We start from the raw sequence: 20,040 nt of genomic DNA on the forward strand, positions 1-20,040 counted from the left end.
CGAGCACCTCAGGATGACGGTGCGTTGTTGATTGCACCTCAGGATGACGTCGCGCCATGTGGCGGACGAGAAGGACGCTCAAATCCCCTGCGCGAAGCTGCGCGGGGCGGGGCTGACGATCTGCGTCGCGCCCCCTGAGATCTGCATGACCGCGAGGCCGCGCTGGTTGGTGCCGTCGGCGCGGAAGCGGAAGATGCCGTCGACGCCGGAGAAGCCCGACGGGTTCTGGATCGCCTGATCGGTGATGCCGGCTTCGCCATAGCTGTTCACCAGCGCCGCCATCAGCGACACGCCGTCATGGGCGAGGGCGGCGGTGCGCACCGGCTCGCGGCCGTAGCGGGCGCGGTAGCGCGCGGCGAAGGCGCGGAAGCCCGCCGGGTCCGGCGCGGCGAAGATGCCGCCATTCACCGAGGGCGCGGCGAACAGCTTCGGGTCGTCCCACAGGCCGGTGCCGATGAGCTGCTTGCCGTTAAGGTTCACCCCCGCGGCCGTCATCGCCTGCAGCACCTGCGGCACGGTGTCGGCGGCGTCGGGCAGGAACACCGCGTCCGCCTGCACCGCCGAGCCGGCGATGCGCCGTGCGGCCTCGGCATATTGCCCCGCCGCGTAGCGCTCCAGCCCGACGATGCGCCCGCCCACCGTCGGCACGGTCTCGCGGAAGGCGGCCTCGACCACCGAGCCATAGGCATTGTCCGGCACCAGCCCGACATAGGAGCGCCGGCCGGTGGAGGCGGCGTAGCGCACGGCGCGCTCGACATCGGTCTGTGGCAGGAAGCTGAGCAAATAGACGCCCTGCGTCGCGACATTGGTGTCGGTGGAGAAGCCGACGAGCGGCACGCCGCGCTGGCGCGTCACCTGGCCGGCGGCGGCCACCGAGTGGGCGAAGAGCGGGCCGAGGACGGCGCGCGCGCCCTCGTCGAGCGCCTGCTGGGCGGCGGCCTGCGCGCCCGGCCCGGTGCCGCCGTCATCCTTGACGATGAGCCGGATGCGGGCGCCGGCGAACTCGGCCACCGCCATCTCGGCGGAATTGCGCAGCGCCTGCGCCACCGCCGCGGCATTGCCGCTGGCGCCGAGTGGCAGGATGAGCGCGACCGGCGTGCCGGTGCCAGCCATGGCGTTGGGATCGGGCAGCGGCTCGGACGAGGGGAGCGCGGCCTGCGGCGGCGCGGAATCGAGCGTGGAGCCACAGGCGGCGAGCCCGACAGCGGCTCCCGCCGCGCCGGCGGCGAGCAGGAAGCCGCGACGGGTCGCGCCATGCGCCGCGCCGCGTGTCGCCTCGCGCGCCGGGCTGCGGATCTCGGCCGGCGCGGATATGTCCTTCTCGCTCATTCGGGCTCGTGGTTCGGCTCGGATGGTGCGCCTGCCATCCGGCCGACGTTGTCCCTTTGTAGGACGGCGGGGCGCGCCCTGTCACCTCGTGACCGGCCGGTGACGGGCGCTGCGCCGACATATCCACGCCGCACGCGCCCGCCGGGCATGACGCCGCCGGCCGCGCGGCCTAGAATGACGGCGCCATGAACGCTCCCACCGAGGCGGCCAGCCGCCGTTCCTTCCGCATCGCCGGCCACAGCCTTCCCGCCGCCCGGCCCGAGCGCGGGCTGCACATCGTCGCCACGCCGATCGGCAATCTCGGCGACGTCACGCTGCGGGCGCTGGAGACGCTGGCCGGGGCCGACCTCATCGCCTGCGAGGACACGCGGATCACGCGGCGTCTGCTGGATCGTTACGGCATCGAAACGCCTCTCGTCGCCTATCACGACCACAATGCCGAGCAGGTGCGCCCGCGCCTGCTGGCGCGGCTGGAGGAAGGCGCGGCGGTGGCGCAGGTGTCGGATGCCGGCACGCCGCTGATCTCCGATCCCGGCTACAAGCTGGTGGAAGCGGCACTCGCCGCCGGCCACCGCGTCATCCCCGTTCCCGGCGCCTCGGCGAGCCTCGCCGCGCTGGTGGCGGCGGGGCTGCCGACCGACCGCTTCTTCTTCGAGGGCTTCCTGCCGCCGAAGAGCGGGGCGCGGCGCAACCGCCTCGCCGAGATCAAGACGCTGCCGGCGACGCTGGTGATCTACGAGACCGGCCCGCGCCTGCCCGAGAGCCTCGCCGACCTCGCCGACGTGCTCGGGCCGCGCCCGGCGGCGGTGTGCCGCGAATTGACCAAGAGCTTCGAGGAGGTGCGACGCGGCCCGCTCGACGCGCTGGCCGCCCATTACGCCGAGGCCGGGGCGCCGAAGGGTGAGATCGTGCTGGTCGTCGGTGCGCCGCTGGAGGAAGAGGCGCGCGAGGAGGATGTCGACGCGGCTCTCCGGCAGGCGCTGGCGACGCTCTCGGTCAAGGACGCGGCGGCGGCGGTGGCGACCGCCACCGGCCTGCCGAGGCGCACCATCTATGCCCGCGCGCTCGCCTTGCAGGCGGGCGATGCAGGGGACGATGACTGAGCGGCGCCGCGCCGCCTTCACCCGCGGCCTCGACGCCGAGGCGGCGGCCGCGGCGCTGTTCGAGGCGCAGGGATTCGAGGTCGTCGCGAAGCGCGTGCGCACGCCGCGCGGCGAGATCGACCTGATCGTCGCCCGCGAGGGGCTCCTGGTCTTCGTCGAGGTGAAGGCACGCGCCAGCCTGACGGTGGCGGCCGAATCCATCCTGCCGCGCCAGAGGCGACGCATCGCCGGGGCGGCGGAGATCTTCCTCGCCCGCAACCCGTCTTATGACGGCTTCGACATGCGGCTCGACGTGGTGCTGGTGGCGCCCGGCGCCGCGCCCATGCACCTGCCCGGCGCCTTCGACGCCGAGTGACGTCATTGCGATCGTGCAAGATCGGGCGCGTGGCGCCCCGCCCCGCGAGCGGCTAGACAAGAGGGGACATGCCGCGCCGCGCGTGGCCCCTCCTGTTCCGGGACGCCCCATGAGCCTCAACGTCGCCGTCCAGATGGACCCGATCGACCGCATCAACATTGCGGGCGATTCCACCTTCGCCCTGCTGCTGGAAGCGCAGGCCCGCGGGCACAGGCTCGCCTACTACACCACCGACCGCCTCGCCCTGCGTGACGGCGAATTGTTCGGCACCGTGCAGGACCTCGAGGTCCGCGACGTGAAGGGCGAGCATTTCACCCTTGGCGAGGCACGCCGCGTGCGGCTCGACAGCTTCGACGCGATCCTGATGCGGCAGGACCCGCCCTTCGACATGAACTATGTCACCGCCACGCACCTCTTGGAGCGCATCCACCCGAAGACGCTGGTGGTGAACGACCCCGCTCATGTGCGCAACGCGCCGGAGAAGATCTTCGTCACCGAATTCCCCGATCTGATGCCGCCGACGCTGATCACCCGCGACCTCGAGGAGATCAAGGCGTTCCGCGACGAGTTCGGCGACATCGTGGTCAAGCCGCTCTACGGCAATGGCGGCGCGGCGGTGTTCCGCCTCACCCGCGACGACCTGAATTTCGGCTCGCTCTACGACCTGTTCGCCACCACCTTCCGCGAGCCCTGGGTGGTGCAGCGCTTCATCCCCGAGGTGAAGCACGGCGACAAGCGCATCATCCTGGTCGATGGGGAGTTCGCCGGCGCGGTCAACCGCGTGCCGAGCGAGGGCGACCTGCGCTCCAACATGGTGCGCGGCGGCGCGGCGAAGGAGACGGACCTGACCCCGCGCGAGAAGGAGATCTGCGAGCGGCTCGGCCCGCATCTCAAGCGCATGGGCCTCCTCTTCACCGGCATCGACGTGATCGACGGCAACCTCACCGAGATCAACGTGACCTCGCCGACCGGCATCCGCGCCATACGCCGGCTCGGCGGCGCCGATATCGCGGCGCTGATCTGGGACGTGATCGAGGCCAAGCGGCGCGGCTGAGCGGCCGACAAAAGAAAAGGCCCGGCCGTCGGCCGGCCGGGCCCATATCCCATTCCTAGGGTGCGTGCGGTCAGTGCACGCTGAGCGTCACCAGCTCGTTCTGCGTCGCGCTGGCGATCGCCGCCTCGCGGCTGTCGGTCAGCATGATCGGCGTGCCGTCCGCCGCGTGCAGGGTGAAGAGCTGCAGTCCCGGCGCGAGGTGCGCCTGCGGGAACATCTCGGCAGCGTCCTCCGAGCGGATGGAGCGCACATAGGCGATGCGGCCGTCACCGAGGCTCGCGAAGGCCTCGGGGGTCAGGGCACCAGCGAGAGCGGCACCCGTGGCAGGTCCGGTGATCTGGAATTCGTTCGTCATGGTCCACGACTCCTCGTTACTCACTGTCGAGACCGGCTTCGGGTGCCCTCACTCGTCGGTCGCAATGGTGATACGCCGAACGACGCGTTCCGGTTCCGGCCGAACAAGGTCGACCGACAGCAGACCGTTCTTCAGATCGGCGCCGAGCACCTTCATGCCGTCGGCCAGCACGAAGGTGCGCTGGAACTGACGGGCGGCGATGCCCCGATGAAGATAGATCCGCTCCGGCTCCTCGACCTGCCGGCCGCGGATGACGAGCTCCTTCTCCTCCACCGTCACATCCAGCTGGTCCCGGGTGAAACCGGCGACCGCCAATGTGATGCGGAGCCTGTCCGGCTGGCCCGGCAGCACCACCCGCTCGACATTGTAGGGCGGATAGCCGTCGGAGCCTTTGACGACGCGGTCGAGCGCTCGCTCGACCTCATCGAAGCCGAGCAGGAAGGGGCTCGACAGCGAGGGAATGCGTGACATGCTCCCAAAGTCCTCGTCTAGAAGCGACTTTGCGTGATGGGACCCCACAAGGGCATCCCGTTGAGTGAGCATATGGGCGGGGGTGCGGGGGTGCGCAAGAAGACACCGCCGTGCACGGCGGAAAAACGCCGCGCGCGACCTAAGGCCGGCCGCCAAGGGCCGGGGCAATCGGCAAGACTGCGGGTTTTCAGGCGGCGTGGCGCTCGCCGTTCACGCCGAAATGATCGAGATAACGGGGGTTTATCCGCTCGATCGGCAGGACGATCAGCACGTCGGTGGTGCCGAACTGGCGGTCGACCACGGCGCCGCGGCCGATCTGCGCGCCGAGCCGCAGATAGCCCTTGATCAGCGGCGGCAGCTCGACGAGCGCCGCCTTGGTGTCGATCGCCTCCACCGCCATCAGGTCCATCGCCGCGGCGTTCCTCGGCAGCGCGTCGGCCGACCACTCCGGGTCGGTCGGGGCGAAATGGTGCAGGAAGGCGAGCGGGCGGGCGAGCGAGCGCGGGTCGACGCCCTCGAGGCTGGCGCAGCCGAACATCACGTCGATGCGGTGGTGGCGGACATAGGCCCAGATGCCGTGCCAGAGCAGTTCCACCGTGCGCTTGTTGCGGTAGGAGGAGAGCACGCAGGAGCGGCCGAGCTCGAGGAAGCGCCGGTGCGGGTGGCGCGCCAGCAGCGGGGCGATGTCGAACTCGCCGGCGGTGTAGAAGCCGCCATGGCGGGCGGCGATCTCCTGGCGCAGCAGGCGGTAGGTGCCGACGACGCGCGGCACGCGTTTGCCGCGCACCATGCGGCAGGAATCGTGGTCGAGCACCAGGAGGTGGTCGCAGAAGCCGTCGAAGGCGTCGAAGTCGCGCCGGGCGAGCCGCATGGCGGCGGCGGGGACGGCCGACATCTCCTCGTAGAACACCTCGTAGCGCAGGCGCTGGGCGCGGCGCACATCGGCCGCGGTGACGGCGAGGCGCACCTCCAGCGGGCCGATGCGGCCGAGCGTCACCGGGCCGCGGTCGCTGCGGCTCTCGCGGTGGCGCAGGCCCGAATAGGAGCGCAGCGCCGGCATGAAGCGCGAGGGCGTGAAGGCCGCCGGAACGAGGCGCAGCGGCTCTATCCTGGCGCGCTGGTCCTTTGCGTGATCCTTGGCGCGCTCTTCCGTGGCGCGGGGCTTGGGCGTGAAGGGATTGAGCAGGCTCGGCTTCAGGAAATTCCGCAGCGCCGAAGCGCCCGCGGCCGGCGCCGCCTCGACATTCCCGTCGGCGAGCATTTGCGTCATGAACAGCCCCTCAGCCCGGTCGCATTATAGCGATTTGTGACAAGAATCACATTTCTCGGACGCTCATGTGACAGAGCGTGACCGGCAGGTCGGGACATGCCGTTGCGGCATGTGGCGGACGGTGCGGCCGATGACGGGGCGTGCCGGAGAGGCCTCGGGACGGCGCTTCGGGTTGCCATCCCGCCGGACTCTCTTCGGAAAAGCGGCCCAGCCTGGGAGTCCCGCTCTACACCGTCATCCCGAGGTGCGAGCCCACGGGTCTTGCCTTCGGCAAGCCCGAGGACAGGCCACGAGCCTCGAGGGATACTCGTCAGCGTACACCAAGGCGAACATCCTTCGAGGCCCGGCCCGAGGCCGGGCACCTCAGGATGAGGGGCATCGGAATGATGTGAGTTCCCTGTCTCACCCTCGCGATAAGACCGTCCAAAGAGTGCCAACAGAAGGGTCGGCATTCCGGCCGAGGCAGGTCCTCCCGCCACGGCCCGGCCCTTACGCCGCGGCGGCGGTGCGGTCGGCGGCGGTGCGGTAGGCCAGCGCCTCGGCGAGATGGCCGCGGCTGACCGTTTCGGCTCCGGAAAGATCGGCCAACGTGCGCGCCACCCGCATGACGCGGTGATAGCCGCGCGCCGACAGCCGCATGATCCGCGCCGCCTCGGTCAGCAGCGCGGTGCCGGCGGCGTCGGGCGCGGCGATCTCCTCCAGGATCGGGCCGCTGGCCTCGGCATTGGTGAACAGATCGGGACGGCCGAGCGCGAGGAAGCGCTCGCGCTGGAGCGCCCGCGCCTCGGCGACGCGGGCGGCGACCGCGGCGCTCGGTTCGGTGGGGCCGGGGCGCACGAGGTCGACGGCGGAGACCGAGGGCACGTCGAGATGCAGGTCCACCCGGTCAAGGAAGGGGCCGGACAGCCGGCCCTGATACTCGGCGGCGCAGCGCGGGCCGCGCGCGCAACTGTGGCCGGGTTCGCCGGCACGCCCGCAGCGGCAGGGGTTCATCGCCGCGACCAGCTGGAAGCGGGCGGGATAGGAGATGCGGTGATTGGCGCGGGCGATCACCGCTTCCCCCGTTTCCAGCGGCTGGCGCAGCGAATCCAGCACCGCCGGGGCGAATTCCGGCAATTCGTCGAGGAACAGCACGCCGTTATGGGCGAGGGAGACCTCGCCGGGCCTTGCCCGCATGCCCCCGCCCACCATCGCCGCCATGCTGGCGGAATGGTGCGGGGCGCGGAACGGCCGCCGGCTGGTGAGCGCCCCGCCCTGCAGCGCCCCGGCGACCGACGCGATCATCGAGACTTCGAGCAGCTCGCCCGGGGTGAGCGGCGGCAGGATGGAGGGCAGGCGCTGCGCCAGCATCGACTTGCCGGCCCCCGGCGGGCCTGAGAGCAGGAGGTTGTGCCGGCCGGCGGCGGCGATCTCCAGAGCGCGCTTGGCGACTTCCTGGCCCTTCACCTCGGCGAGGTCGGGCAGAACCGACGTGCCCGGCTCCAGCCGCGGCTCCGGGCGCGAGAGCATCTGCCGTCCGGCGAAGTGATTGACCAGTTGGATCAGGGAGAGGGGCGCCAGCACCGGCATGTCCGGGCTCGCCCAGGCGGCTTCCGGGCCGCAGGCGGCGGGGCAGATCAGCCCATGGCCGCGTGCATTGGCGCCGATGGCGGCGGGCAGCACGCCGGCGACCGGGGCGATGCGCCCGTCGAGCGCCAGCTCGCCGACCACGGTGAAGCCGTCGAGCGCGTCCGCCGGCAGGGCGCCGATGGCCGCCATCAGCCCGAGCGCGATAGGCAGATCATAATGACTGCCTTCCTTCGGCAGGTCCGCGGGGGCGAGATTGACGGTGATGCGCCGCGCCGGCAGCGCGAGGCCGGAGGCGATGAGCGCGGCACGCACCCGCTCCTTGGCCTCGGTCACCGCCTTGTCGGCGAGCCCCACGAGGTTGAAGGCCGGAAGGCCCGGGGAAACCTGCACCTGAACGTCGACCGGGCGTGCCTCGACACCCTCGAACGCCACCGTCGCCACGCGCTGGACCATTCCCGCCCCTCGCCGAATGCCTCCGCGGATGGTGCCAGATTAAGGTCTATCGGCGCCGCGTCAAGAACATTTAGCGAACATTTGCCGCGAATGACGCAGCGGAATGCGCCGTAGCGGCACGGCACCTTTTCGATAGAAGAATTCTATCAAGGCACGGAACACCTGAATTGATTTCAGTTTCGCCGCGTACGATCCTTTCGTTTGGAAAAATCCAAAAGAAGGCACGGGAGAAAATGCCGCATTACGAACCTTGGAGCGAAGAGCGCGCCCGCGCGGTGATCGAGGAATTCTCTCACCTCGAAGGCCCGCTGATGCCGATGCTCCATGCGGTGCAGGAAACCTTCGGCTATGTGCCGGAGGCCGTCGTGCCCATGCTCGCCGAGATGCTGAACATCTCCCGCGCCGAAGTCCATGGCGTGGTCACCTTCTATCATGATTTCCGCCACGAGCCGGCCGGCCGCCATGTGCTGAAGCTCTGCCGTGCCGAGGCCTGCCAGGCGGCGGGCGGCGATGCGCTGGCCGACCATGCCGAGCACCGGCTCGGCTGCAAGCTCGGCGAGACGACGGCCGATGGCCGCGTCACCGTCGAGCCGATCTACTGCCTCGGCCTGTGCGCCACCGCGCCGTCCGCCATGCTGGACGGCAGGATCGTGGCCCGGCTCAACGAGCGTCGCCTCGACGCGCTGATCGCGGAGGCGCAGTCGTGAGCGTTCGTATCTACGTTCCCAAGGACGCCTGTTCCATCGCCTGCGGCGCCGACGAGGTGGCTGCGGCCATCGAGGCGGCGGCGCTTTCCCGCCGCCAGCCGATCGAGATCGTGCGCAACGGCTCGCGCGGCATGCTGTGGCTGGAGCCGATGATCGAGGTGGTGACGCCGGAAGGCCGCATCGCCTATGGCCCGGTGGCCGAGGAGGACGTCGAGGGCCTGTTCGCGGCCGGCTTCCTGACCGGCGGCGACCACGCGCTGCGCATCGGCAAGCCGGAGGAGCACCCCTTCCTCGCCAAGCAGACGCGCCTCACCTTCGCGCGCTGCGGCATCATCGATCCCGCCTCCTACGCCGACTACCGCGCCCATGGCGGCTATAAGGGCCTCGAGCGCGCGCTTGCGCTCGGCCCGGCGGAGATCATCGAGGAAGTCAAGAAGTCCGGCCTGCGCGGCCGCGGCGGCGCCGGCTTCCCCACCGCCATCAAGTGGAAGACGGTGGCGGACGCCAAGGCCGACCGCAAGTACATCGTCTGCAACGCCGACGAGGGCGATAGCGGCACCTTCGCCGACCGCATGATCATGGAAGGCGACCCCTTCGAGCTGATCGAGGGCATGACCATCGCCGGCATCGCGGTGGGCGCCACCAAGGGCTTCGTCTACACCCGCTCGGAATATCCCCACGCCATCTGGGCGATGGAGAAGGCGATCGAGGTCGCCCGCGCCCATGGCATGCTCGGCGTCAACATCGCCGGCTCGCAGTACAGCTTCGACATGGAAGTGCGCATGGGCGCCGGCGCCTATGTGTGCGGCGAGGAGACGGCGCTGCTCGACAGCCTGGAAGGCAAGCGCGGCGTGGTCCGCGCCAAGCCGCCGCTGCCGGCGCATAAGGGCCTGTTCCAGAAGCCGACCGTCATCAACAACGTGCTCTCGCTGACCGCCGTGCCGCATATCCTGGCCGATGGCGGCGAGTTCTACGCCAATTTCGGCATGGGCCGCTCGCGCGGCACGATGCCGATCCAGATCGCCGGCAACGTGAAGTTCGGTGGCCTGTTCGAGACCGCCTTCGGCATCACGCTGGGCGAGTTGATCAACGACATCGGCGGCGGCACCGCCTCCGGCCGTCCGGTCAAAGCGGCGCAGGTGGGCGGCCCGCTCGGCGCCTATGTGCCGACCTGGCAGTTCGACCTGCCCTTCGACTACGAGGCCTTCGCGGCCAAGGACGCGCTGATCGGCCATGGCGGCATCGTCGTGTTCGACGAGACCACGGACCTCGCCAAGATGGCGCGCTTCGCCATGGAGTTCTGCTCCGTGGAGAGCTGCGGCAAGTGCACGCCCTGCCGCATCGGCTCGACGCGCGGCGTCGAACTGATGGACCGCATCATGGCCGGCCAGCGCGTCGAGGCGAACCTCGCCACGCTCACCGACCTCTGCCAGACCATGAAGCTTGGATCGCTTTGCGCCCTCGGGGGTTTCACCCCATATCCGGTGCTGAGCGCGCTGAACCATTTCCCCGAGGATTTCGGCGCGCCGCCGCGCCACCTCGAAGCCGCCGAGTGAGGAGCCACCATGTCCCTCGTCCATGAGATCGACTACGGAACACCCGCTCCCAAGACCGACAAGATGGTGACGCTCACCATCGACGGCATGGAAGTGACGGTGCCCGAGGGTACCTCCATCATGCGCGCGGCGATGGAGATGGGGACGCAGATCCCCAAGCTCTGTGCCACCGACAGCCTGGAGGCGTTCGGCTCCTGCCGCCTCTGCCTGATCGAGATCGAGGGCCGCAACGGCACGCCGGCCTCCTGCACCACGCCGGTGGCGCCGGGCATCAAGGTCCACACCCAGACGCCTCGTCTCGCCCAGCTGCGCAAGGGCGTGATGGAGCTCTATATCTCCGACCACCCGCTGGACTGCCTGACCTGCGCCGCCAACGGCGACTGCGAGCTGCAGGACATGGCCGGCGCGGTCGGCCTGCGCGAGGTGCGCTACGGCATGGAGGGCGCGAACCACTTCGCCCCCACCTCCGAGCTCGTCATGCCGAAGGACGAGTCCAACCCCTATTTCACCTATGACCCGGCCAAGTGCATCGTCTGCAACCGCTGCGTCCGCGCCTGCGAAGAGGTGCAGGGCACGTTCGCGCTGACGATTTCCGGCCGCGGCTTCGGCTCGCGCGTCTCGCCGGGCCAGTCGGAAGCTTTCCTCACCTCGGAATGCGTGTCCTGCGGCGCCTGCGTGCAGGCCTGCCCGACCGCCACCCTCTCCGAGAAGCGCCTGATCGAGATCGGCACGCCCGAGCACTCGGTGGTCACCACCTGCGCCTATTGCGGCGTCGGCTGCACCTTCAAGGCGGAGATGCGCGGCCAGGAAGTGGTGCGCATGGTGCCGTGGAAGGACGGCAAGGCCAATCGCGGCCATAGCTGCGTCAAGGGCCGCTTCGCCTGGGGCTACGCCACCCATCAGGACCGCATCACCAAGCCGATGATCCGCGCCAAGGTCACCGACCCGTGGCGCGAGGTCTCGTGGGAGGAGGCGATCAACCACACCGCCTTCGAGCTGAAGCGCATCCAGGACAGCTACGGCCGCAAGGCGGTCGGCGGCATCACCTCCTCGCGCTGCACCAACGAGGAAGCCTATCTCGTCCAGAAGATCATCCGCGCCGGCTTCGGCACCAACAACGTCGACACCTGCGCCCGCGTCTGCCACTCGCCGACCGGCTACGGCCTGAACCAGGCCTTCGGCACCTCGGCGGGCACACAGGACTTCGACTCGGTCGAGGACAGCGACGTCATCATGGTGATCGGCGCCAACCCGACCGACGGCCACCCCGTCTTCGGCTCGCGCATGAAGAAGCGCCTGCGCGAGGGTGCCAAGCTGATCGTCGTCGATCCGCGCCGCATCGACCTCGTCAAGTCGCCGCACATCAAGGCCGAGTTCCACCTGCCGCTGCAGCCCGGCACCAACGTCGCCATCGTCACCGCGCTGGCGCATGTCGTGGTCACCGAGGGGCTGGTGAACGAGGAATATGTCCGCCAGTTCTGCGACTGGGACGAGTTCCAGGACTGGGCCGAGTTCGTCGCCGATGCGCGCCACTCGCCGGAAGAGGTCGAGAAGCTTTCCGGCGTGCCGGCCGAGCTGATCCGCGGCGCCGCCCGGCTCTACGCCACCGGCGGCAATGCGGCGATCTATTACGGCCTCGGCGTCACCGAGCACTCGCAGGGTTCGACCACCGTCATGGCGATCGCCAACCTCGCCATGGCGACCGGCAATATCGGCCGCCGCGGCGTCGGCGTGAACCCGCTGCGCGGTCAGAACAACGTGCAGGGCTCGTGCGACATGGGCTCGTTCCCGCACGAGCTGCCGGGCTACCGCCACATCTCCGACGACGCCACCCGCGCCACCTTCGAGGCGATGTGGGGCACCCCGCTCGATCCCGAGCCTGGCCTGCGCATCCCGAACATGCTGGACGCGGCCGTCGACGGCACCTTCAAGGCGATCTACATCCAGGGCGAGGACATCCTCCAGTCCGACCCGGACACCAAGCATGTCGCCGCGGGCCTCGCGGCCATGGAGCTGGTGATCGTGCAGGACCTGTTCCTGAACGAGACCGCCAACTACGCGCATGTCTTCCTGCCGGGCTGCACCTTCCTCGAGAAGGACGGCACCTTCACCAATGCCGAGCGCCGCATCCAGCTCGTGCGCAAGGTGATGGCGCCGAAGAACGGCTATGGCGACTGGGAGGTCACCCAGCTCCTCGCCAACGCCATCGGCCTGAACTGGAACTACACCCACCCCGCGCAGATCATGGACGAGATCGCGGCGCTGACCCCGACCTTTGCCGGCGTCTCCTTCAAGAAGCTCGACGAGATGGGCTCGGTGCAGTGGCCCTGCAACGACGCCAATCCCGAGGGCATGCCGATCATGCACATCAACGGGTTCGCGCGCGGCAAGGGCAAGTTCGTCGTCACCGAATACGTGCCGACCGACGAGCGCACCGGCGCCCGCTTCCCGCTGCTGCTCACCACCGGCCGCATCCTCTCGCACTACAATGTCGGCGCGCAGACCCGCCGCACGGCGAATGTCGCCTGGCATCCGGAGGACGTGCTGGAGATCCACCCGCACGACGCCGAGCAGCGCGGCGTGCGCGACGGCGACTGGGTGCGCATCGACAGCCGCGCCGGCTCCACCACGCTGCGCGCGGAGATCACCGACCGCGTGGCGCCGGGCGTCGTCTACACCACCTTCCACCACCCGGGCACGCAGGCCAATGTGGTGACCACGGACTTCTCCGACTGGGCCACCAACTGCCCCGAGTTCAAGGTCACGGCGGTGCAGATCGCCCGCTCGAACGGCCCGTCCGAGTGGCAGGAGGACTATGACGACTTCGCCCGCCAGAGCCGGCGCATCGCCGTCGCGGCGGAGTGAGCGGAGGAGACTGATGATCCCGCCGGTCGTCCGCGTCTCGCGCCTTGCCGTCTCCTCGTCGGGAGCGAAGGCGGGCGAGCGGGCGATCCCCGAGGAGACGCCCGTCGCCATCGTGCATAACGGCTCGACCTATGCCGTGATGATGGCGACGCCTAGCGACCTCGAGGATTTCGGCTACGGCTTCAGCCTCACCGAGGGCGTGATCGGCGCGCTTTCCGACGTCGAGGCGATCGAGACGCTGGAGTTCGAGGAAGGCGTCGAGATCCGCCTGTGGCTCAACCAGGAGCGCGCCGGCCAGCAGGTGGCGCGCCGCCGGCAGATCGCCGGTCCCACGGGCTGCGGCCTGTGCGGCGTCGAGAGCCTGGAACTGGCGGTGAAGCCGGCAAAGCAGGTCGCGGAGGGGCGTGTCTTCACCGCGGCGGAGATTTCCCGTGCCATCGCCTCGCTGCCGCCGGCGCAGGTGCTGAACCACGAGACCCGCGCCGTCCATGCCGCCGCCTTCTGGGAGCCGGCGACGGGACTGGTGGCGGTGCGCGAGGATGTCGGCCGCCACAACGCGCTCGACAAGCTCGTCGGCCATCTCGTGCGCGAGGGCCGCGACGCCGCGGGAGGCATCGTGCTGCTGACCAGCCGCGTGTCGATCGAGATGGTGCAGAAGACCGCCATGCTCGGCGCGAGCGTGCTGGTGGCGGTGTCGGCGCCGACCGCGCTCGCCGTGCGCACGGCGGAGAAGGCAGGCATCACGCTGGCGGCCATCGCCCGCGACGACGGATTCGAAGTGTTTACCCACCCCCATCGCATCGAGATCGGCGGGGCAGAGAAGGAGCGTATCGCCCATGTCGGCTAACACGATGGATCGCCTCGTCTACATGGCGAACCAGATCGGCAAGTTCTTCGAGCCGCAGGGCCATGAGAAGGCCGTCAAGGGCGTCGCCAAGCACATCAAGGACTTCTGGGATCCGCGCATGCGCGCGCGCATCGAGGACCACATCGCCGCCGGCGGCGCGGGCCTCACGCCCTCCGTGTTCGAGGCGCTGAAGAGCCTGCCGCCGGTGAAGCGCGACACCATCCCGGCCGCCCATCCGACGCTGAACCCGCCCGGACCGACCGCCGCCCATCACTGAGGCGCCCGGCCTCAACCCCTGAAGCCGTCATCCCGGACGCCCATAGGGCGAGCCGGGATCGCGTCCCGATTCCTGCTTGCGATCCCGGCTCCGCGCTTCGCTTCGGCCGGGATGACGCCGAGTAAGGCCGCCATCCGCCCGGCCGGTCCATCCGGAAAATTATCTCCTCGCCCGGCCTATGGCCGATTCATCCCGAATCGACCACGCTTCCGCCATGCGCGGGCGGCATCGGATGCGCTAGCCTCGGATCGGCGCGGGCAGGGCGAAGGAGCGGCAATCCATGCATGACGACGGACACGGACTGCTGCTCGGGGCGGTGATCTTCCTCGCCACCGCGGTCATCGCGGTACCGATCGCGCGGCGGCTCGGTCTCTCGCCCATCGTCGGCTACATATTGGCGGGCGTCGCCATCGGCCCGGCCGGCATCGGCGCCTTCAGCGATCCCGAGCGCATCATCACCGTCGCCGAGATCGGCGTGGTGCTGCTGCTGTTCATCATCGGGCTGGAATTGCAGGTCTCGCGCCTGCTGGCGCTGAGGAAGGCGATCTTCGGCATCGGCACGGCGCAGCTCATCTTCAGCGGCGCCGCCATCGCCGTGCTCACCCATTATGCCGGCGACGAGTTCGGCTGGCGCGCCTCGCTGGTCGCCGGCCTGGCGCTGGCGCTCTCCGCTACCTCCATCGCGCTGCAATTGCTGGAGGAGAAGGGCGGCATGTCCCAGCCCTACGGCCAGCGGGCGTTCGGCGTGCTGCTGTTCCAGGACATGGCGGTGGTGCCGCTGATCGCGCTGATGCCGCTGCTGGCGCAGGGCACGCATGAGGAGCGGAGCCTTGCCGAATCGATCGGCCATGTCGGCATGATCCTCGGCGCGCTGGCGCTGGTGATCATCGTCGGGCGCTACCTGCTCACCCCGATGTTCCGCATCCTCGCCCATTCCGGCGCGCGCGAGGTGATGACCGCCGCGGCGCTGCTCGTGGTGCTGGGCGCCGGCGTGCTGATGGCCTCGGCCGGCATGTCGATGGCGCTCGGCGCCTTCCTGGCCGGCGTCATGCTGTCGGAATCGAGCTTCCGCCACGAGCTGGAAGCCAATGTCGACGCCTTCCGCGGCCTCTTGATCGCGCTGTTCTTCATGGGCGTCGGCATGTCGATGAATCTCGACGTGGTGCTGGCCAATGCGCCGCTGCTGATCGCCGGCACGCTGCTGGTCACGCTGGTGAAGGCGGTGTCGGTCTGGGCGGTGTTCCGCCTCTCCGACGGCACCCGCGCCGATGCGGTACGCTCGGCCTCGGTGCTGACCCCGGCCGGCGAGTTCTCCTTCGTGCTGTTCCCCTTAGCGCTGGAACTCGGCCTCATCGATTCCCGCCAGACCGACATGCTGGCCGCCTGCGCCGCCATGACCATGCTGCTCGGCCCGCCGGTGGCGCTGATCGGCGAGCGGCTGGCCCGCCGGCTGGAGCGGCGCACGGTGAGCGAGCCGGTGGACGATTTCAGCGACGCGCATGGCGCGGTGCTGGTGGTCGGTTTCGGCCGCTTCGGCCAGATCGTCTCGCAGTGCCTGCTGGCGCAGGGGCTGGAGGTGACGATCATCGACAACGACGTCGAGATGATCCAGAGCGCCGGCCTGTTCGGCTTCCGCATCTATTACGGCGACGGCACGCGGCTCGACGTGCTGCGCGCCGCCGGCGCCGAGCGGGCGCGGGTGGTGGCGGTCTGCGTCGACCAGCGCGGCACCGCCGACCGCATCGTCGAGATATTGAAGGCCAACATGCCGGATGCCCGGCTCTATGTGCGCGCCTATGACCGCAACCATGCGGTGGCGCTGCGCCATGGCGGGGTCGACTTCGAGATCCGCGAGACCTTCGAATCCGCGCTCGCCTTCGGCGAGGCGACGCTGCGCGCCAACGGCATCGACGCCGAGACGGCGCAGACGACGATCGCTGACATACGCCAGCGCGATCTCGAGCGGCTCAGGCGGCAGATCGTCGAGGGCGAGGATCGCGGCCCGTCGCTGATCACGCCGGAACCGCTGATGCGGCCCGAGCGCACCGCCCGCCCGCTGAACGAGGAAGCCGAGGACGTGCTGAAGCACGAGACGGAGTTCTCGGGCTAGGGTCCGACTCTTTCCCCCAGTCGCGACCTCATCCTGAGGTGCTCGGCGTTTCGCCGAGCCTCGAAGGATGCTCGCCCGGGCGCGCTGTCGCGATCATCCTTCGAGGCTCGCTGCGCTCGCACCTCAGGATGAGGGCGTATTGTGGGAGAGGTGCATTTACACCGTCATCCCCGGGCTTGGCCCGGGGATCCACGACTTTCAGCGCGTCAGATCAATGGAAGCCAAGGCGTGGATGGCCGGGCGGCGGGGCGATCACCGCGCCGCGCGGGGCAGGACGAACTGCTCGATGGCGTGGGCGACGCCGTCCTGGTCGTTGGCGGTCGAGACGAAGTCGGCCTGCTCCTTCACCTCCGCGGCGCCGTTGCCCATGGCGAGGCGAAGGCCGGCGACGCCGAACATCGGCAGGTCGTTCTGCATGTCGCCGATCACCGCGACCTCTTCCAGCGGCACGCCGAAATGGCGGGCGAAGGCGCGCACCGCATAGCCCTTGTCGGTGCCGGGCGGGGTGAGGTCGAGGTACTTGGCCTGCGAGCGCCGCGCCGTGGCGCCGTCGCCCACCAGCGCCTGCAGCTCCGGCTCGCTCGCCGCCAGCATGTCGAAATCGGTCGAGGAGAAGACGATCTTGCCGGCGCGGGTGACGTGGTCGCCGAAATCCTCCACCACCGTCGGCTGGAACGCCACGGTGCGGATCTCGCCGGCGACATACTGGTTCGAGGGGTCGGTGATGAACCACTCGTCGTCGGCGAACACCCAGATATAGGCGCCGCGCGGCTTCATAACCTCGATGCCCTTCCGCGCCGCGTCCGCCGCCACGAAGTGCTGCTCCACCAGCGAGAAGTCGCCGCGCAGGATGGAGCCGCCATTGAAGCCGCCGAACAAATCGAGCTTCAGCGCCTCGACCAGCAGCTTCATGCCGCGCGGGGGACGGGCCGAGACGGCGGCGAAGGCGACGCCCGCCTCGCGCAGCCGCCGCACCGCCTCGATGGTGCCGGGCGTGACCTGCTTCTCCTTGTTCACCAGCGTGCCGTCGACATCCGACACCATGAGGCGGATGCGCCCGGAGGGCGTGTGCTTCGTGGCGGGCGCGGCATCGGTTGCGGTCATCGGCGTTCCCTTTCGAGCGGCAGCCACTGGAAGCCGTCCTGCGCCAGCATCACGTCGGCCATGGCCGGTCCGTTGGAGCCGGCGGAATAGAACTGCACCTCGTCCTCGCCGCCGGCGACGGCCTCGAGGATCGGCTCCACCGCCTCCCAGCCCGCCTCGATGGTGTCGGCGCGCTGGAACAGCGTCGGGTCGCCGCACAGGCAGTCATAGATCAGCGTCTCGTAGCCGGTGGACGGGGCGGCGTTGAAGTAGTCGGTGTATTTGAAGTCCATCTCCACCTCGGAGAGCTTCACCTTGCGGCCCGGCACCTTGGCGGCGAAGCGCAGGGAGACGCCCTCGTCCGGCTGGACGTGGATCACCATCAAATTAGGCTTCAAGGCGGTCGGGAGATGGCGGAAAAGCACGCCCGGCGCCCGCTTGAACTGGATGGCGATCTCGGTGCGCCGCGTGGCCAGCGCCTTGCCGGTGCGCACATAGAAGGGCACGCCGTTCCAGCGCCAGGAATCGACGAAGCATTTCAGCGCCACATAGGTCTCGGTGCGGCTGTTGGGGTCGACGTCCTTCTCGGCGCGATAGTCCTTCACCGCCTCGCCATTGACGAAGCCGGCGCGGTATTGGCCGCGCACGGCGGCGCCGATGGCGTCGTTCGGGCGCATGTGCCGGATGGCCTCGATCACCTTGGTCTTCTCGGTGCGCACGGCGTCGGCGTCGAAGGAGTTGGGCGGCTCCATCGCCGTCATGGCGAGGAGCTGGAACATATGGTTCGGCACCATGTCGCGCATGGCGCCGGTGGCGTCGTAGAAGCGCCCGCGCTGCTCCACCGTCACCGTTTCGGCGGCGGTGATCTGGATGTGGTCGATATATTCCTTGCTCCAGATCGGCTCGAAGATGCCGTTGCCGAAGCGCAGCGCCATCATGTTCTGGACCGTTTCCTTGCCGAGGAAATGATCGATCCGGTAGATCTGCCGCTCGCCGGCCACCGCCAGCAGGCGCCGGTTCAAGGCGCGGGCCGAGGGCAGGTCGGTGCCGAAGGGCTTTTCCACCACGACGTGGCGGAAGGTCTCCGCTTCCTCCTTGAGCAGACCGGCGGCGCCGAGCTGCTCGGAGATGGTGGCGAAGAAGCGCGGCGCCACGGCGAGGTAGAACACCGCGTTGCCGGTCTGCTTCGCCCGCTGTTCCAGCTTCTCGCGGATGCGGCCATAGGTGGCCGGATCCTCGAAGTCGCCGGCGACGTAGCCGATGCGGGCCATCAGCCATTTCCAGGTCTCGCCCTCGGTGTCGAGATGGCCCGGCAGGTTCGCCACCTCGTCGCTGAGATAGGCGCGGTAGTCCTCCTCGCTCTGCTCGATGTGGTCGACGCCGATGATGGCAAAGTCGTCGTCGAGCACACCCTCATGGGCGAGGTTGTAGAGCGAGGGCAGCAGCAGGCGCTTGGTCAGGTCGCCGGAGGCGCCGAAGATGAAGAAGGTCGAGGCCGGCGCCGGCGCCGTATCGGGCGCCAGCACCTTCTGGCCGAGGACGACGGTCTCGCTTCCCATGGAACGCTCGCCCGCCGCTCACTTGGACTTGAATTCGGTATGGCCGCCGAACTGGAAGCGCATGGCCGAAAGCAGCTTCTCGCCGAAGGTGTGGTCCTGGCGCGAGCGGAAGCGGGTGTAGAGCGCGGCCGAGAGCACCTCGGCGGAGACCGCCTCCTCGATCGCCGCCATCACCGTCCAGCGGCCCTCGCCGGAATCGGCCACGGCGCCGGGGAAGTCGGAGAGCTGGTCGTCCTTGGTCAGGGCGATGGCGGTGAGGTCGAGCAGCCAGGAGGAGACCACGCTGCCGCGCCGCCACACTTCGGCGATGTCGGCCATGTCGAGCGTGAAGCGCTCATTCTCCGGCAGGTCGGTCGAATCCTTCTTCTTCAGGATCTCGAAGCCCTCGGCATAGGCCTGCATCAAGCCGTATTCGATGCCGTTATGGACCATTTTGACGAAGTGGCCCGAGCCCGCCGGCCCGGTGTGGATGTAGCCCTGCTCGACGCGCGCGTCGCGGCTCTCGCGGCCGGGGGTGCGCGGGATGTCGCCGAGGCCGGGGGCCAGCGCGGCGAAGATCGGGTCGAGACGGTCGACCGCTTCCTTGGCGCCGCCGATCATCATGCAGTAGCCGCGCTCCAGACCCCAGACGCCGCCGGAGGTGCCGACGTCGACATAATGGATGCCCTTGGGCGCCAGCTCGGCGGCGCGGCGGATGTCGTCCTTGTAGAAGGTGTTGCCGCCGTCGATGATGACGTCGCCCGGCGACATCACCTCGGCGAGCGCCTTCACCGTCGCCTCGGTCGGCCCGCCGGCCGGCAGCATCACCCATACGGCGCGCGGCGCGTCTAGCTTGGCGACGAGGTCCTCGAGGCCCCCGGCGGGCGTGTTGCCTTCCGCCGCCAGGCCCTGCACGGCCGCCTCGTTGCGGTCCCACACCACGCAGCTATGACCCGCCAGGGTGAGCCGGCGCGCAATGTTTCCCCCCATGCGGCCGAGGCCGACAATACCGAGCTGCATCGATTTTCCTCCTGAAGCGTCCCCGACCGCACGGGCGTCCGCCATCACGGTCCGCGCCCGTTACATCTAGGCCAACCC

At 69.4% G+C, this 20,040-nt stretch carries 17 protein-coding genes; 9 read left to right on the top strand and 8 right to left on the bottom strand.

What is annotated here, in order from left to right:
- Positions 1-78: 78 nt before the first annotated feature.
- Positions 79-1,329, bottom strand: a complete 1,251-nt coding sequence (locus SNOV_RS19100) for a penicillin-binding protein activator (protein ID WP_013168612.1) — start codon at positions 1,327-1,329, stop codon at positions 79-81.
- A 185-nt stretch (positions 1,330-1,514) separates the two neighbouring features.
- On the opposite strand from SNOV_RS19100, the gene rsmI reads away from it, so the two are divergent.
- The 3 genes from rsmI (at position 1,515) to gshB (ending at position 3,841) form a co-directional block, all read left to right on the top strand.
- Positions 1,515-2,432 (top strand): 16S rRNA (cytidine(1402)-2'-O)-methyltransferase, encoded by a 918-nt coding sequence (rsmI, locus tag SNOV_RS19105; protein ID WP_013168613.1) that lies wholly within the window; start codon positions 1,515-1,517, stop codon positions 2,430-2,432.
- On the top strand, positions 2,425-2,787 hold the full coding sequence (locus SNOV_RS19110; RefSeq protein ID WP_244412794.1) for a YraN family protein: 363 nt from the start codon (positions 2,425-2,427) through the stop codon (positions 2,785-2,787). Before rsmI ends, SNOV_RS19110 begins: the two co-directional genes overlap by 8 nt.
- Positions 2,788-2,896: 109 nt before the next feature.
- Positions 2,897-3,841, top strand: coding sequence for a glutathione synthase (gene gshB, locus SNOV_RS19115; RefSeq protein ID WP_013168615.1), 945 nt, complete (start codon positions 2,897-2,899; stop codon positions 3,839-3,841).
- A gap of 70 nt (positions 3,842-3,911) precedes the next feature.
- On the opposite strand, the gene SNOV_RS19120 is transcribed toward gshB, so the two are convergent.
- From SNOV_RS19120 to SNOV_RS19140, 4 genes are all read right to left on the bottom strand, one after another.
- Positions 3,912-4,196 (bottom strand): BQ00720 family protein, encoded by a 285-nt coding sequence (locus SNOV_RS19120; protein ID WP_013168616.1) that lies wholly within the window; start codon positions 4,194-4,196, stop codon positions 3,912-3,914.
- Positions 4,197-4,244: 48 nt separating this feature from the next.
- A complete protein-coding gene (locus tag SNOV_RS19125) occupies positions 4,245-4,667 on the bottom strand; it encodes an Hsp20 family protein (protein ID WP_013168617.1) in 423 nt (140 codons plus the stop codon).
- Between the two features lie 187 nt (positions 4,668-4,854).
- Positions 4,855-5,937: a l-ornithine N(alpha)-acyltransferase gene (gene olsB, locus SNOV_RS19130; RefSeq protein WP_013168618.1), complete on the bottom strand. Its 1,083-nt coding sequence runs from the start codon at positions 5,935-5,937 to the stop codon at positions 4,855-4,857.
- Positions 5,938-6,426: 489 nt separating this feature from the next.
- Entirely contained in the window at positions 6,427-7,959 is a 1,533-nt protein-coding gene (locus SNOV_RS19140; protein ID WP_013168619.1) for a YifB family Mg chelatase-like AAA ATPase, read from the bottom strand.
- 233 nt (positions 7,960-8,192) lie between these two features.
- Here SNOV_RS19140 and SNOV_RS19145 point away from each other — a divergent pair, with 233 nt between their 5' ends.
- The 6 genes from SNOV_RS19145 (at position 8,193) to SNOV_RS19170 (ending at position 16,321) form a co-directional block, all read left to right on the top strand.
- Entirely contained in the window at positions 8,193-8,666 is a 474-nt protein-coding gene (locus SNOV_RS19145) for a formate dehydrogenase subunit gamma (protein ID WP_013168620.1), read from the top strand.
- Entirely contained in the window at positions 8,663-10,222 is a 1,560-nt protein-coding gene (locus tag SNOV_RS19150; RefSeq protein WP_013168621.1) for a formate dehydrogenase beta subunit, read from the top strand. Before SNOV_RS19145 ends, SNOV_RS19150 begins: the two co-directional genes overlap by 4 nt.
- A gap of 9 nt (positions 10,223-10,231) precedes the next feature.
- Positions 10,232-13,087, top strand: a complete 2,856-nt coding sequence (gene fdhF / locus SNOV_RS19155; protein WP_013168622.1) for a formate dehydrogenase subunit alpha — start codon at positions 10,232-10,234, stop codon at positions 13,085-13,087.
- 13 nt (positions 13,088-13,100) lie between these two features.
- Positions 13,101-13,934 (top strand): formate dehydrogenase accessory sulfurtransferase FdhD, encoded by an 834-nt coding sequence (gene fdhD, locus SNOV_RS19160; RefSeq protein ID WP_013168623.1) that lies wholly within the window; start codon positions 13,101-13,103, stop codon positions 13,932-13,934.
- Entirely contained in the window at positions 13,924-14,211 is a 288-nt protein-coding gene (locus SNOV_RS19165; protein WP_013168624.1) for a formate dehydrogenase subunit delta, read from the top strand. The genes fdhD and SNOV_RS19165 overlap by 11 nt, the downstream gene beginning before the upstream one ends.
- A 280-nt stretch (positions 14,212-14,491) precedes the next feature.
- Positions 14,492-16,321, top strand: a complete 1,830-nt coding sequence (locus SNOV_RS19170; protein ID WP_013168625.1) for a monovalent cation:proton antiporter-2 (CPA2) family protein — start codon at positions 14,492-14,494, stop codon at positions 16,319-16,321.
- A gap of 252 nt (positions 16,322-16,573) precedes the next feature.
- Here the strand turns inward: SNOV_RS19170 and SNOV_RS19175 are convergent, their stop codons facing one another.
- Genes SNOV_RS19175 through gnd form a run of 3 tightly spaced genes read right to left on the bottom strand, consistent with a single transcriptional unit; the run spans position 16,574 to position 19,962 of the window.
- Positions 16,574-17,425, bottom strand: a complete 852-nt coding sequence (locus tag SNOV_RS19175; RefSeq protein WP_013168626.1) for a Cof-type HAD-IIB family hydrolase — start codon at positions 17,423-17,425, stop codon at positions 16,574-16,576.
- A complete protein-coding gene (gene zwf, locus SNOV_RS19180) occupies positions 17,422-18,963 on the bottom strand; it encodes a glucose-6-phosphate dehydrogenase (RefSeq protein ID WP_013168627.1) in 1,542 nt (513 codons plus the stop codon). Before zwf ends, SNOV_RS19175 begins: the two co-directional genes overlap by 4 nt.
- Before the next feature lie 18 nt (positions 18,964-18,981).
- Positions 18,982-19,962 carry a phosphogluconate dehydrogenase (NAD(+)-dependent, decarboxylating) gene (gene gnd / locus SNOV_RS19185; RefSeq protein ID WP_013168628.1) on the bottom strand — a complete coding sequence of 327 codons (981 nt, stop codon included), beginning with the start codon at positions 19,960-19,962 and terminating at the stop codon, positions 18,982-18,984.
- Between the last annotated feature and the right edge of the window lie 78 nt (positions 19,963-20,040).

The sequence above is a fragment of the Ancylobacter novellus DSM 506 genome (genome assembly GCF_000092925.1).
Classification (GTDB): Bacteria; Pseudomonadota; Alphaproteobacteria; order Rhizobiales; family Xanthobacteraceae; genus Ancylobacter; species Ancylobacter novellus.